Source organism: Thermosipho sp. (in: thermotogales), from assembly GCF_020054775.1.
GTDB lineage: Bacteria > Thermotogota > Thermotogae > Thermotogales > Fervidobacteriaceae > Thermosipho > Thermosipho africanus.
This window is the reverse complement of the sequence record NZ_JAIHAP010000005.1, coordinates 1-14,778: the sequence shown is the minus strand read 5'-3', so window position 1 is coordinate 14,778 and position 14,778 is coordinate 1. Positions and strand designations below refer to the sequence as shown.

17 protein-coding genes and 1 riboswitch are annotated in these 14,778 nt (G+C 30.7%); of the genes, 7 read left to right on the top strand and 10 right to left on the bottom strand.

The genetic code is table 11. The annotated features are described in order from the left end of the window. Positions 1-12: 12 nt before the first annotated feature. The 10 genes from JG780_RS02000 to JG780_RS01955 are packed head-to-tail and all read right to left on the bottom strand — an operon-like array spanning position 13 to position 9,086. Positions 13-351 (bottom strand): flagellar protein FlaG, encoded by a 339-nt coding sequence (locus JG780_RS02000; protein WP_287569059.1) that lies wholly within the window; start codon positions 349-351, stop codon positions 13-15. Between the two features lie 40 nt (positions 352-391). Further along, complete coding sequence (rbfA, locus tag JG780_RS01995) at positions 392-772, bottom strand: 30S ribosome-binding factor RbfA (protein WP_004102693.1); 381 nt, start codon at positions 770-772, stop codon at positions 392-394. Then, positions 762-1,652, bottom strand: coding sequence for an HDOD domain-containing protein (locus tag JG780_RS01990; protein ID WP_287569058.1), 891 nt, complete (start codon positions 1,650-1,652; stop codon positions 762-764). The genes rbfA and JG780_RS01990 overlap by 11 nt, the downstream gene beginning before the upstream one ends. Beyond that, positions 1,624-3,021 (bottom strand): sensor histidine kinase, encoded by a 1,398-nt coding sequence (locus JG780_RS01985; RefSeq protein ID WP_012580410.1) that lies wholly within the window; start codon positions 3,019-3,021, stop codon positions 1,624-1,626. The genes JG780_RS01990 and JG780_RS01985 overlap by 29 nt, the downstream gene beginning before the upstream one ends. An 11-nt stretch (positions 3,022-3,032) precedes the next feature. Continuing rightward, entirely contained in the window at positions 3,033-4,664 is a 1,632-nt protein-coding gene (gene argS, locus JG780_RS01980) for an arginine--tRNA ligase (RefSeq protein WP_287569057.1), read from the bottom strand. Position 4,665: 1 nt separating this feature from the next. Then, positions 4,666-5,250 carry a ribosome biogenesis GTP-binding protein YihA/YsxC gene (gene yihA, locus JG780_RS01975; RefSeq protein ID WP_287569056.1) on the bottom strand — a complete coding sequence of 195 codons (585 nt, stop codon included), beginning with the start codon at positions 5,248-5,250 and terminating at the stop codon, positions 4,666-4,668. Then, a complete protein-coding gene (gene lon, locus JG780_RS01970) occupies positions 5,231-7,603 on the bottom strand; it encodes an endopeptidase La (RefSeq protein WP_114702475.1) in 2,373 nt (790 codons plus the stop codon). Before lon ends, yihA begins: the two co-directional genes overlap by 20 nt. After that, positions 7,551-8,069: a tRNA (adenosine(37)-N6)-threonylcarbamoyltransferase complex ATPase subunit type 1 TsaE gene (gene tsaE / locus JG780_RS01965; protein ID WP_012580414.1), complete on the bottom strand. Its 519-nt coding sequence runs from the start codon at positions 8,067-8,069 to the stop codon at positions 7,551-7,553. The genes lon and tsaE overlap by 53 nt, the downstream gene beginning before the upstream one ends. 8 nt (positions 8,070-8,077) lie before the next feature. Then, positions 8,078-8,215: a DUF2905 domain-containing protein gene (locus JG780_RS01960; protein WP_004102707.1), complete on the bottom strand. Its 138-nt coding sequence runs from the start codon at positions 8,213-8,215 to the stop codon at positions 8,078-8,080. After that, positions 8,202-9,086 (bottom strand): PSP1 domain-containing protein, encoded by an 885-nt coding sequence (locus JG780_RS01955; RefSeq protein WP_012580416.1) that lies wholly within the window; start codon positions 9,084-9,086, stop codon positions 8,202-8,204. Before JG780_RS01955 ends, JG780_RS01960 begins: the two co-directional genes overlap by 14 nt. A gap of 215 nt (positions 9,087-9,301) precedes the next feature. On the opposite strand from JG780_RS01955, the gene fabF reads away from it, so the two are divergent. From fabF to JG780_RS01920, 7 genes are all read left to right on the top strand, one after another. After that, positions 9,302-10,528, top strand: a complete 1,227-nt coding sequence (gene fabF / locus JG780_RS01950; RefSeq protein WP_012580417.1) for a beta-ketoacyl-ACP synthase II — start codon at positions 9,302-9,304, stop codon at positions 10,526-10,528. Positions 10,529-10,530: 2 nt separating this feature from the next. Then, entirely contained in the window at positions 10,531-10,941 is a 411-nt protein-coding gene (gene fabZ / locus JG780_RS01945) for a 3-hydroxyacyl-ACP dehydratase FabZ (RefSeq protein ID WP_012580418.1), read from the top strand. Between the two features lie 5 nt (positions 10,942-10,946). After that, entirely contained in the window at positions 10,947-11,879 is a 933-nt protein-coding gene (fabK, locus tag JG780_RS01940) for an enoyl-[acyl-carrier-protein] reductase FabK (RefSeq protein ID WP_012580419.1), read from the top strand. Then, on the top strand, positions 11,876-12,379 hold the full coding sequence (locus JG780_RS01935; protein ID WP_012580420.1) for a biotin transporter BioY: 504 nt from the start codon (positions 11,876-11,878) through the stop codon (positions 12,377-12,379). Before fabK ends, JG780_RS01935 begins: the two co-directional genes overlap by 4 nt. Then, complete coding sequence (fabD, locus tag JG780_RS01930; protein ID WP_114702471.1) at positions 12,376-13,269, top strand: ACP S-malonyltransferase; 894 nt, start codon at positions 12,376-12,378, stop codon at positions 13,267-13,269. The genes JG780_RS01935 and fabD overlap by 4 nt, the downstream gene beginning before the upstream one ends. Before the next feature lie 156 nt (positions 13,270-13,425). Beyond that, the gene (locus JG780_RS01925) at positions 13,426-13,851 is read left to right on the top strand and encodes a DUF4234 domain-containing protein (RefSeq protein ID WP_012580422.1); all 426 of its coding nucleotides are present in this window, start codon (positions 13,426-13,428) and stop codon (positions 13,849-13,851) included. A 45-nt stretch (positions 13,852-13,896) separates the two neighbouring features. Continuing rightward, positions 13,897-14,008, top strand: a riboswitch (TPP riboswitch). 69 nt (positions 14,009-14,077) lie between these two features. Next, positions 14,078-14,778: sulfide-dependent adenosine diphosphate thiazole synthase (locus JG780_RS01920; protein WP_287569054.1), on the top strand; the 701-nt coding region annotated here is incomplete at its 3' end.

The following is a 14,778-nucleotide window of genomic DNA, read 5'->3' as shown; positions in this document are numbered from 1 at the left end:
TTTCCACCTCACTTATACATGTTCATCAAAGACCATGCCTAAAAGCTCTTCTATATTTTTTGCTAACTTTAATGCAACCTCAGGTGGAATCTGCCTTATGATTTCTCCTGTATCTTTTTCTTTTATTTTAACTATAATCATTCCTGTTTCTTGATCAATTTTAAATTCTGCTTCCGCGTTAAAAATCACTTTAAGTTTTTCCAAATTTTCTTTAAAAATATTAGCGGCAAATTCTGGATCCACCTTTTCCTTGTTTCTTTGTTGAACATTATCGCTTGTTTTTACGTTTCTATCACTATAAATTATCTGGTCATCGACTCTTCTATTTTCCACCCCTTTAATTCCATCCATAGCATTTGCCTCCCACAATTAAAGTGTAATATACCTCAATTTAATTATCGGAACCATTTTCATCTTCTTTAGACATAATTTCATCTAATAATTTATTAATTCTAACGCTTTCTTCTATACCTTTGTCCTCCTTAAACCTCAGTTCAGGTGCAGTATAAAGTCTTACATTTTTTGCTACAAAAGTTCTGAAATATCCTTTATACTTTTCAAGTAATTCCACAGCTTTTTTTCTCTGCTCGCTATTTCCAATAACACTGACAAATACATCTGCAAATCTTCTATCTTTGGAAATCAAAACACGTGAAATAACGATATAATCTTTTAAAGATTCAAATTCAGGTTCTTTCATTTTTTGAATTGCCTGAGCAATTAATTCCCTAATATAGGCTTCTATTTTTTTATTTCTGTATTCAGGTCTCATTATCTTCTCCTCCTTCCATAAGGTCCTTAGCTTTTACTAAAGAATCTTTAGATTTAACAATTAATTTCAGTAAATCTGATGGTTTAATTCCCAGTACTTTAAATGTATCTTTCGAAAGAATTGGTTTGCCAAAAGATCCGGAAAAGCCTGGATACAATAAATTTGATATATAATTAGAAAGGTGTACTATAAAAACTATACTATTAAAACCTGGTGAAGTATTTTCTTCTGGTTCATCATGAAACTTTGAAACAATTTGGTACAACTCAGGAAGTTGCCATTTTTCAATCAAGTAACTACCTATTTCGTTATGAGTTTCAACTTCTAACATCTTTTCAAGTTTGTATAAGTTTATTTTTGATTCCATACTTTTATTGACCAGCATAGTCAAATATTCTGGGAAAGCTATATCAAGAACAATTTTTCCTACATCATGTAAAAGACCTGCCATAAAAGCCTCTTCTTGTTCTGGATATCCAATATTTTTAGCAACTACCTCAGAAATAATTGCTGTCGACATAAAATGTTTCCACAGCATTTTTTTATCTATCTTTGATGTCCCCCTATTTAATGAAGAATAAGTAAATAAAGATAAAGCTAAATTCCTAACAGTTTTAAAACCTAAAATCATGACTGCTTCGCTAATTTTTGTAACCTTTTTCGGTAAACCATAATATGCTGAATTTACGAGTTTTAACACTTTTAATGAAAGAGTAGGTTCAGTAGAAATAGCTTTTTCCAGTGTTTTAACCGAAGCATCTGGATTTGAAGCAATATTAATTATTTGTTGCACGTGAAAATCTGGTGTTGGTAATTCTTCAATATCTTTTAAAAGTTCCGCTATCACTTTATCACTTCCTATATGGAATAACCAATTCAAACGTTGTACCTTCTCCTAAGGTGCTATTCACATTTATTTTTCCACCGTGAAGTTTAATTATTTCCTGGACTATAGTTAACCCCAGACCTGTTCCTGGAACTTCGTATGTTAGACTTCTATCCCCTCTATAGAATTTTTCGAATATTTTTTCTTTGTCTTCTTGTGAAATTCCTATTCCGTTATCTTCAATAATTATACTTAAGTTTTCTTCTTTCTTTTCAACTGATATATTTACGTATCTTTCTTCTTTAGATTTATCCGAAAATTTTATGCTATTGTCAACTAAGTTATGTATTGCTTGTTTAATTCTTCTTTTGTCAGCTGATATAGAAATACTTTCACAACTTACATTAATTTTTACTTTGTATTTTTCAGCTAGTTGTTTCAAGTTTTCAACCACTTCTTTAATTAATTCACACAAATCAAACTCACTATATTCAAGTTCCATGGTGCCAGATTCTATTAAAGTAAAGTCTAACAGATCATTCAATAAGCTTTCTAATCTTTCACTCTGTTCATAAACCGTTTCAAGGAATTCTCTTTGACTTTCTCTATCAACTTCCATATTGAGTAATGTTTCTGTATATGCTTTAATCGCAGTTAGGGGTGTTCTAAGCTCATGAGATATGTTTGCGACAAATTCTGTTTTCATTTTGTCTAATTGTTTTAGTTTTTCTAATTCAATTTCATAGGTTACATTATTGAAAGTAACAACATATTTTGTTTCATTTGAAAAATTAAATTTAACCTTAACTATAGTATAGTAGTGATTGTTAAATTCTTTTGTTAGAATTTTTCTTTCATCATTTATTGCTGATTTTAAAAATTCATTAATATGAGGGGCTGAATCCAATATTTCCTTTGCAAAATCATTCAGAAATTCTATCCTTCCATTTTCGTTTAAAACAAAAATACCTTCATTGATCGAGTTTAAAACATCTGACATAAATTTTTCTGACTTTTTTATTTGATCAACCAAAATTAAATTTTCTACAGTGACACCTGTTAGAAAAGCAAATGTTTGTAATAAATTTAATATTTCATTATTTGGTTCATTTTTTGTTAGCAACAAAATTACCCCTAAGAGTTTGTTCTGTTTGACAATTGGAATTATTCCAATAAACTTATCTTCTTCTGAAAAAAATGCTGGTAAAAGTCTTTGCTTTATCCAAGCAATATAATCTTCAAACTTTTGAATGTCTAACATTTCAGGTTCATAATAAACTATTTTATCTTCTTTCATTACAAGAGCTTTTTCATAATTTAGAACACTTTTAACGGAGTTTAATAAAGCTTTGTAAACCTCCATTTCACTTGTAGCTTTTCCAATTTCATGCATGAAAGATGAAAAAAGAAGATCTAAGTTCAAATTATCACCTTCTACATTTTTTCAGGTGCACTTATTCCAAGAAGTTCAAAGGAAATTTCAAATACATTTTTTAAGGCAAAAATAAGGTTCATTCTTGCATTTGACAGAGATTTATTTTCTTCATCTAAAATTTTGTATTTTGAATAATAGCTATGAAATTTTTCTGACAAGCTAAATATATAATTTGTTAAGTAATGAGGTGAAAGCTTTTCTTCAACTTGATATAGTGAGTGGATGAACTCATCCATCATTTTTATTATACTCATTTCATGTTCATTTTCCAAAAGTTCAATATTATCTAAAATTTTAAAATCTATATCTTTTTCTTTTGCTTTTTCGAAAATACTATTTATTCTTGCATATGCATATTGTACATAATATACAGGATTATCATTTGATTTTGATTTTGCAAGTTCAAGGTCAAAAATAAGATGTGTATTTACATCGTTCATAGCAAAAAAGTATCTTGTTGCATCTTTTCCAACTTCTTTAATTAACTCATCAAGTGTAATGAAATTTCCTGCTCTTGTACTCATTTTTACTATTTCATCATTCCTCTTTAAAGTTACAAATTGATGAAGTATAAAGTGGACAAAGCTTTCATCAATATCTAATAATTTCATAGCTGCAATCATTCTCGGAATATGTCCGTGATGATCGCTTCCAAAAATATCATATACCCTGTCATATCCTCTAGTAAATTTGTAGTAATGATAAGCAATATCAGTTAAGAAATAGGTGTAAGTTCCATCACTTCTAATTAAAACTTTATCATTTTCGTCTATAACTTTTGAAACTTTTAACCAAACTGCCCCGTCTTTTTCATAAATCATATTCTTTTCTTTAAACTTATTAAGAACAATATCTACATAACCTTTTTCTATTACAAAGCTTTCCTTGACTTTAGAATCAAAGCCACAATCAAGCATTGATAAGGTGTCATCCATGGTTTTTAAGATATTTTCAACAGAATATTTCATGAAAAATTTTTCAACTTCATCATCCCATTTTTCTACATATTTATCACCAATTTCATCTTTAAGTTTTTTAGCAAAATCTATCAAATAATCTCCTCTATAACCATCCTCTGGAAGTTCATATTCTTTTCCGAACAATTCATTGTATCTAACCCATAAGGACCTTCCTAAGAGTCTTATTTGTCTTCCAGCATCATTAATATACATTTCTTTTGTTACATCATATCCAAGAAATTCTAGTACATTACCAAGAACATCTCCTATAACAATTTGTCTTCCATGGCCCACTGTAAACGGACCAGTTGGATTTGCACTTCCATACTCTAATTGTATTTTTTTATTATTTTTTTGAATTTTCCAGTATGCCTTTTCCTTTTTTATCATTTCTGAAAGAATACTAAGGTAGAAATCTTTTGATATTCTAAAATTTATGAAACCGGGACCTGCAATTGTAATTTCAGAAAAAATAGGGTCTTTTGAAAGCTTATCAACAAACAATTTTGCAACCTCTCTTGGAGGTTTTCTAAAATGCTTACTTCCAATAAGTGCTATATTTGTTGAATAGTCTCCAAAATTTTCATCAGGAATTTCAACGTTAAATTGATATTCGAGACCTTCTTCACGCAAAATACTTTCTAAACGCTCATTTATAACTTCCCTAATCAATTCAAACACCTCCAAATATTTCTATTAATTCATAAATTTTTTCTATTCCTTCTCTTGTGATGGCAGAGTATGGAATAATAGTGTAATTTTCTCCGTAAAGATCATTGTAATACCTAATCATTTTAGCTCTCTCAGAATTTTTCAATTTATCCATCTTAGTCATAACAATTGCAAAATCTAATTCTAATTCTTTCAACCATTCGAGTAATATTTCATCATTTTTTTGAAGTTCATGTCTGCCATCAATTAAGACAAAGACTAATTTTATATTCCAAGCTCTTTTTGAAAAATAATTTTCAATTATCTTTCGCCAACGCGCTCTCTCTTCTACAGAAACTTTTGCATAGCCATATCCAGGTAAGTCAACAAAATAAAATGAATTATTTATTTTGTAAAAATTTATGGAGGCCGTTTTTCCGGGCTTTTTACTTGTTTTTGCTATGTTTCTACCAGTTAAAATGTTTAAAAGTGTTGATTTACCAACATTTGATCTACCTACAAATACAAATTCTCCATTCAATGATTCTGGATACTTATCATTACTTTTATATATAGTTTTTACAAGTTCAACACTCTTTATTTTCACAAATTAATGCCTCCTTTAAAACCTCATCTATTTCCTTTACAAAGATAAAGTTAATATCAGATTTTACTTCTTCAGGTATTTTTTCAATATCAAATCTATTTTGATATGGTAGAATTATTTTTTTAATTCCTTTACGGTATGCAGCTAATACTTTTTCTTTAATTCCGCCAACTGGAAGAACTCTACCTCTAAGTGTTATTTCACCTGTCATAGCGATGTCATTTCTAACAGGGATCTTTTTTACAGCTGAAACCAGACTTGTAACTATTGTAACACCTGCACTAGGTCCGTCTTTTGGAACAGCACCTTCTGGAACATGTATATGTATATCGTTTTTTTCAAATATATCCATACAATCTTTTCCGCAAATTTTTTTAGTAAGACTTAGAGCGATTTGTGCAGATTCTTTCATAACATCGCCTAATTTTCCCGTAAGTATTAAATTTCCCTTTCCAGGGAATAAAGTACTTTCAATAAAAAGTGTTGTTCCACCATACGCGGTCCAAGCAAGCCCGGTTGAAACACCAATTGTTGGTTCTTCTAATTTATTTTCTTCAAGTATTTTTGGTGCTCCTAAAAATTTTCTTACTCTTTTTTCTGTTATTATTACCTTATTTTTACCTTCAACTATCTCAAGAACAGCTTTTCTAATAATTGCCCTAATCTTTCTCTCAAGCTCTCTAACTCCAGGTTCAAGAGTATAATCAGATATAATATGATTAATTGCTTCATTTTTAAATATAATTTGAGATTTTTTTATATCAATTTCTTCTAGTGCTTTAGGAATAATATATTCTTTTGCTATATAATATTTTTCAGTATTTGTATAGCTCGGTATTTCTATTATCTCCATCCTATCTCTAAGAGCATCTGGAATATTATAAAGAGTATTAGCAGTGGTTATAAACAAAACCTCGGATAAATCAAAAGGCAATTCTAGATAATGATCAACAAAATCTTTGTTTTGTTCAGGATCAAGTACTTCTAATAAAGCTGATGCAGGATCTCCTTGGAAACTTATACCCATTTTGTCGATCTCATCTAACAAAAGAACTGGATTTTTTACACCAGCTTTTCTAATTAGCTGAATTATTCTTCCGGGAAGAGCTCCTACATAAGTTCTTCTATGCCCTCTTATTTCTGCTTCGTCTCTTAAACCACCCAAAGACATTCTTAAAAATTTTCTTCCTAATGCCTCTGCAATTGATCTTCCAAGTGAAGTTTTTCCAACACCAGGAGGTCCAACAAAACAAATTATGGGTGCTTTCATTGACTTTGAAACTTTTCTAGTTGCCAAGAATTCTAGAATTCTTTGTTTCGGCTCTTTTAGCCCGTAATGGTACTTCTCAAGTATTTCTCTAGCATTTTTTAAATCTAAATTTTCTTCACTTTTTTCTTTCCAAGGTAAGTTAAGTATCCAATCAAGATAATTTCGAATAACATTTGCTTCTGGTGAATAGGGAGACATTTTCTCAAGTCTATTAAGTTCAAATCTTGCTTTTTCTTTTACAAAATCTGGATAATCCCCTTTTTCTATTTTCTCTTCAATTTCTTTTATTTCGGCATCTTCTTCTCCGCCTAACTCTTCTCTAATTACCCTAAGTTTTTCTCTTAAAAAATATTCCTTCTGCGATTTTTCAATCCTTTGTTTGACTTTTTGATCGAGTTGATGTTCAATTTCTAACAATTCAGTTTCTTTAGACAAAAGTTCTAGGATTTTTTCAAGTCTTTTACCTGGATGTAATATTTCTAACAACTCTTGTTTTTCTTCAAGATTTCCTGGACAAATTGAAGCAGCAAGATCTGCAAAAATATCAGGATCTTCCATATCTTCCAAAAACATTAAAGCATCTGTAGGAAGTTTTCTTGAATATTGGATATACTTTTGCATTTCATCTCTTACAGCTCTCATTAAAGCTATTAGTTTTTTCGTCTTCCTATATTTTGATTTTAAGAGCTCTATTTCAAATTTAAAATATTTTTCTTCAACTGACTTTATCCATTTTGCTCTTGAAAGTCCTTCAACTAAAACTTTAAAAGTTCCATCTGGGAGTTTTCCTATTTGCATTATTCTTGCAACTGTTCCTACTTTGAATAGATCATCTTTTGTAGGATCTTCAATCTTAGTATCTTTTTGATTAACAAGAAAAATTAACTGTTTGTAATTTTCCATTGAATCTTCAAGTGCATATAAAGATTTTTCACGACCAACATAGAAAGGTACTACAGTATTAGGATAAACTACAACATTACTTCTCATTGCTATAGCAGGTAATATATCAGGTATTTCTATTTCTTCTTCATTCAATTTTGCTACTTTCTTTTCCAATTTTTCGAACTTTTTCTCGGTCATCTTGCCACCTCCTTAAATCTTCTATCAAGTCTAAACTAGAAAGTTTTGTATCGATTATTATTTCCACATTCCTTTTTCCATCATTTCTATGAAAAAAATTTAATGTTATACCTTTCTCAGTAAAATAGTTTTCAAATAGATTACTCCATTCGATTAAAAATATTCCATCTTCATCTTCGAAATTTTCTTCTAGTACATAAAAAAGTTCATCAGGACTTTCTAATCTATACAAATCTACATGGTAAATTGTTTTATAACCTTCGTATACGTTTACAATTGAGAAAGTCGGGCTACTTACTAAATCAGGATCAACACCAAAATTTTCACAAAAAAATTTTGAAAACGTTGTTTTACCAGCTCCAAGATCTCCGTTTAAATAAAGAAATCTGACTGGATACTTAATATAAAATTTTGAAATAATTTGCGAGAGTTTTTTTAAATCGTTTAGTTCTAATGCCTCAAACATCAAGTGTATCACCTTCTAAAAAGACTCATAACAATTGTTAATATAATGCTTAGTATAATCATGCTTGTAATTGGTATTATAAGAACAAAATTGCCTCTTTTTATAACAATATCTCCAGGCAAAGGAAAAATTTTACTCTTCTCCATTAAAAACATCATCAGTGATATCAAGATCAATATTATCCCTGTTGTCATCAACAATTTCCACATTATTACCACCTCTAAAATAATCAAAGGGTAGAGCTATAGTTTCACCGTCTTTTGTGTATATTGTTACCTTTTTTAGAAACACATTTACAGTAATAACTTTTGCATCTTTACCATTATATTTAATCATACTTCCTTCATCTGGAATGTTTTTCAATGCGTCTATGTAGAAATCATACTCAAATTTTAAGCAGCAAAGTAATCTACCACATGGACCAGTAATTTTTGCGGTATTTATCATCATCTGTTGCCTTTTTGCATGTTTTAGAGTAATACTGTCAAAACTTCTAAGCCAGTAAGAACAGCATGACTTTTTTCCACAAAGTCCCAAACCTTTTATAAATTTCATTTCATCTCTGGCACCGACTTGTCTAAGTTCTATTCTTGTTTTAAATTCTTTAGCAATATCTTTAACAAGTTCTCTAAAGTCTACTCTGTTTTTAGAACTAAAATAAATTACTAGTCTTGAACCATCAACCATCATTTTTGAATATAAAACCTTCATGTTTAGACCATGTTTTTTTACAAGTTGTTTTGTAACTTCAAATGCTCTTTTTGCAATTTCTTTATTTTTCTCAATTGTTTCTAAATCTTCTTCAGTAGCTTTTCTAATTATTGGTTTTAAATCGTACCCTATATCATCTATGCTCATTTGCCTTTTACCAATTCTTACAACTCCATAGTCTAAACCAAACTCACTAATAACAATAACTGTATCATTTACTTTTATATCTTCGCCATTTTCAGTATAATAAATAATCGGTCCCATAGGTATCAATTCTACACCGTATACCTCAGCTGTTAATTCCATCTTTTTTTCCTCCTAAAATTTTTTTCTTATAAAATTATACCACGAATGTTATTATATAAATAGCTTTTCAATATTTTTAAATTCCGTTATTGTGTTAAGATTAATGTAACTAATTTCGCGGATGATGATAAATAAAAGCATGATAAGTTTGCTTGACTTAAAAAAGTTAAACTGATATAATTTTACTTGTAAAAATATTAATAGGAGGTGTAAATGTGAAAAGAGTTGTTATAACTGGAATGGGGACCATAAATCCAATTGGAAAAAATATTTCCGAGTTTTCTGAAAATCTGAAAAAAATGCATATAGGAATAGATAAAATTTCAAGCTTCAATGCTGAAAATTTACCTGTAAAAATTGCTGGAGAAGTAACAGGTTTTGTGCCAGAAGAATACATTGATAAAAAATTATCTAAACGTATTGATAGGTACACTCAATTTGCACTTGTTGCTGCAAAAGAGGCTATTGAAAACTCAAAGATCAATTTTGAAGGAATAGAAGAAAGAGTTGCGGTAATAGTAGCAAGTGGTATGGGAGGATTTATAACTCTCGACAAACAAAATGATGTTTTCAAAGAACGTGGTGCAAATAGAGTTAGTCCATTTATGATCCCAATGATACTTTCAAATATGGCAAGTGGTGTTGTTGCAATGAATTATAAGCTAAAAGGACCTAATTTTTCAGTTGTTAGTGCTTGTGCAAGTTCAGTTCATGCTATTGCTTTGGGAGCACTTTTAATAAGGCACGGCTATGTGGATGTAGCTGTTGTAGGTGGTGCAGAAGCTACTATTGCTCCATTACCAATTGCAGGTTTTGCGGCTATGAAAGCTTTGTCTACAAGGAATGATGAGCCGAAAAAAGCTTCTAGGCCATTTGATGTTGAAAGAGATGGTTTTGTAATGGCAGAAGGAGCCGGAATACTAATTTTAGAATCCGAAGAATTTGCTAAAAAGAGAAATGCAAATATATTAGCCCAAGTTAAGGGTTTTGGAATGAACGATGATGCTTATCATTTTAGTGCTCCCGATCCTCAATCAAAAGGTTCTACATCAGTAATGCTTCAATCATTAAAAGATGCAAACCTTTCTCCGGATGAAATTGATCTTGTAAGCTGTCATGCTACAAGTACACCAGTTGGTGATGAACTTGAAGCTCAAGCAATTTTGAATGTTTTTGGAGAAAGGAATAATTTATTTGTAAATTCAACCAAGGCTTTAACTGGACATTTATTAGGAGCAGCAGGTGTTGTAGAAACAATTGCAGCAATATTAGAAATGAATGAAGGTTTTGTACATGGAATGCCAAATCTTGAGAAACCTGATGAAATTGCTTCGAAATTAAATTTAGTTAAAGAAACTAGAGAAGCAAAGATTAATAATTTTCTTAAAAATTCGTTCGGTTTTGGTGGTCATAATGCTTCTGTTGTTATTGGGAGGTACTAATAATGAAAAAAGAGGAAATAATGAAAATTTTGCCTCATAGAGATCCTATTTTGCTTGTTGACAGAGTTGTTGAAAAAGGAGAAGATTATATTGTTGCTGAAAGAGAAATTAAAGATTCTGATCCTATATTTAAAGGTCATTTTCCAAATTACCATATATATCCAGGTGTTTATATTTTAGAAGGTCTTGCACAAACTGCAGGAATACTGCTTTTAAAAGGAAATGATGAAATACCATTATTTTTAGGGATTGATAATGCGCGTTTTAAAGGAGAAGTAAGGCCCGATTGTACACTAAGATATGAAGTTAAGATAAAAGAAATAAAAGCTGGAGTAGTGTTTGTAGATGCAAAAGCATATGTTAGTAGTAAAATGGTAGCGAAAGCAGTTCTATTATTAGGTTCAAAGAGGTGAATTTTATGAATAGAATTTGCAAACTCTTTAATATTAAATATCCAATATTGATGGGTGGAATGTCTTGGGCTGGTACACCAAGACTTGCTGCAGCTGTATCAAATGCTGGAGGCCTAGGAATAATAGGTGCAGGAGCTATGAAAGGTGAAGACTTACAAAATGCGATTGATGAGGTAAGAAAACACACAGATAAACCATTTGGAGTAAATATAATATTAGTGTCACCGTTTGCAGATGAACTAGTTGAAGTTGTATTAAAAAACAAAGTTCCAGTTGTAACATTTGGAGCGGGAAATCCAACAAAATACATAAATGATTTGAAAAGTACAGGGATTAAAGTTGTTCCAGTAGTTGCTTCGGAAAATCTTGCTCGACTTGTTGAAAGGACTGGAGCTGATGCAGTTATTGCTGAAGGAATGGAATCTGGTGGGCATATAGGCGAAGTTACAACTTTTGTTTTAGTTAACTCTGTATCAAAGAGTGTAAAAATTCCTGTAATTGCTGCAGGTGGAATTGCAGATGGAAAAGGAATGGCAGCTGCTTTTGCGTTAGGGGCTGAGGGAATACAAATGGGAACAAGATTTATTGCTAGTAAAGAAGCAGAAGTTCATGAAAACTTTAAAAATTTAATTATAAAATCAGGAATAAGAGATACTATTATTACTGGAGCAAGTTTGGGTCATTCAGCAAGAGTTATAAAAACTAAGTTTGCAAAAATAGTCAAAACTTTGGAAGTTGAAAGTCCACAAGATGCCGAAAATATATTGGTTGGTAGCCTTAGAAAAGCTGTTCAGGAAGGAAATATTGAGCAAGGCTCTTTCATGGCAGGACAGAGTGTTGGGTTAATTAAAGATATAAAGCCTGTACACGAAATTATTGAAGAAATAATGGAAGAATTTAACGAGACTGTGAGAAAATTAGGGGAGGTAAGGTTATGAAAACTAAAGATATATCATTAGTTGCGTTATTTGTAACTTTAACCATAGTCGGAGCACAAATATCAATTCCAATTGGGACTGTACCTATAACTTTACAGGTCTTAATGGTATTTTTAACTGGTTATTTTTTAAAACCCACACTTGCCCTTTTAACACAATCTATTTATCTTCTTTTAGGTATCATTGGCCTTCCTGTTTTTGCTAACTTTTCAGGAGGATTTGCAAGTATAATTGGTCCAACTGGTGGATATTTAATTGCTTTTCCTTTAGCTGCTTGGATAATTTCTCTATCTAAGAAAGATTATTTTTCTATGTTTTTACATGGGATATTGGGAATTGCAATCATCTACACATTAGGGGTTTTGGTTTTAAATTATCATTTGCACGATTTTAAAAAAGCTTTTATGATCGGAGTTGTTCCATTTATTGGAATAGATTTTTTGAAAATGTGCTTAGCAGTTATAATTTCAAAAAGAGTTTTAAAGGTGGTGGAAGCATGAAAGCTTTTTTATTTCCAGGTCAAGGTTCACAATATTCTGGAATGGCAAAGGATTTTTCTAAATATCCATTTTGGAATGATCTAAGTAAAAGAGCAGAAGAGGTGCTTAATATTGATTTAATAAATATCATGAATGGAGATGAAGAAACTCTAAAGTTAACCGAAAATGCGCAACCTGCAATATTTTTAGCTAGTTTTGTGGCTTTTAAACACTTAGAAAGCTTAGGAATAAACTATGATATATTTGCAGGGCATAGCCTGGGAGAGTATACCGCCTTTGCTGCAGCTGGGGTATACGATTTTGATTTTGGAATATATTTGGTAAGAAAAAGGGGAGAATATATTTCTCAAGCAATCGAGCCGGGAAAAGGAAGTATGGCTGCGGTTCTAAAAATCTCTGCTGAGAAAGTAGAAGAGCTTGTTAAAAATTATGAAGGTCTTTATGTTGCAAATTATAATTCTTCAACACAAACAGTTATAAGTGGTTTGAAATCATCTATTCAAAAATTTATAGAAGATTGTAAAAATAAAGGTATTAGAGCAACAGAATTGGTTGTTTCTGGACCTTTCCATACTCCCTTTTTAGAAAGTGCTCGCGAAAAACTTTCTAAAGAAATAGAACATGTTAAATTCAAAAAACCAAAAGTTCCGATTGTTTTAAATAGTACAGCAAAAGAATCGACTGACCCAGAGGAATTAAAATACTATTTACTTGAACAAATAGCAGGACCAGTTTACTGGTTGCAATCGATAAGAAGAATGTTAGAACTTGGAGTAGAAGAATTTATTGAAGTTGGTCCTAAAAATGTTTTATCAAATATGTTAAAAAGAGAAAAGATAGATATTATTCATTTTAGTGAGATAGAAGAAATAGAAGATTCCAGAGTTTGAAGATAAAAGTTGAATATTTGGAAATTTCTTATCTTGAAAACATGGCTTCAATTTGTTTGAAGCCATGTTTTTTATTTGTTGAAAATATTTGACTTTAATCGATTATTTTTTTATACTTAGAATAGTATTAAACAAAAAAATGGAGGTATATTAATAATGATTATTTCTTTTTGGGGTTATACATTTTTTTCAATTTTAGCTAATATTTTTGTTTTCTTTAATGAACCTATTTCGCAAATATTGTTGACTATTTCATCGTTATTTTTAATGTTTTTACTATTCTTATTTGGTAGAAAAATTGGAAAGAAATTTAATGTAAACTTTATGTGGATTTTTTATATAGCGTTATTTCTTGCACTTTTCTCTCTGCTTCCTTTGTATTTAACCTCATCATATTTTACGTATTTTGTTGCGCAGTTTATGAGTTTTCTATTTATTTTGTTATATCTTAAGGTAATATTGAGTATAATAAAGTCAAAAAAATCAATTTTTAAGTTTATTGTATTTTCCATACTAACTCTTGGAATATATTCTTACTTTTTCTTTTATGACATTATAAAAGAAATTAAAAAACTAAATTGACATTTTAAAAATTTAGTAGTACTATATTAGTGTAAGAAAAGTGAATAAAATCCCAAGGGGAGCTCCATAATCCGGGGCTGAGAGGAAGGTGGAAACCTTCGACCCTTAGAACCTGAACCGGGTAATACCGGCGGAGGGATTGGGAAGGAAAAGATAAGAGTCTATAAGTTTATAATAACCCCTCCGCTTTTGCGGAGGGGAATTTTTTATTAAGGAGGTAGACGGAATGTGGGATTATGAAGTTTCCAAAATTATTGTAGAAAGGTTTTTTGAAAAATTGAATGATAATTTGAACGTTGATGTAGCCATTGTCGGAGGTGGTCCAAGCGCTTTATCGGCTTCCTACTATCTTTCAAAAAAAGGATTGAAAGTTGCTATATTTGAAGCAAAAAACGAACCTGGTGGTGGTACATGGGGTGGAGGAATGATGTTTAATGAACTAGTTGTTGAAAACGATATTAAATCTTTTTTAGATGAATTAGGAATGAATTACTTAATTAAAAACAATTTTATTTCAGTTGATTCTGTACATTTTGCGTCTTCTTTGCTATACAATGCTACTAAAGCTGGTGCAATTTTATTCAATAATGTTATAGTTGAAGATATTGTATTATATGAAAATAAAGTGAATGGAATTGTAATAAATTGGGCACCAGTTATAAGGCAAAAACTCCATGTTGATCCTATAACAATTATGGCAAAGTTCGTAGTTGATGGTACGGGACATCCTGCAAATGTTGTGAATATGTTAGTTGATAGAGGAATTGATATCGACCTTCCTATAGGGAAAATTAGGGAGTATCCTATGAATGCAAAAGAAGGAGAAAAATTTGTAGTTGAAAATACTAAAGAAGTTTTCCCAGGACTTTACGTAATGGGAATGGCTGCAGTTTCAGTAGGTGGTGGCCCCAGAATGGGACCAATTTT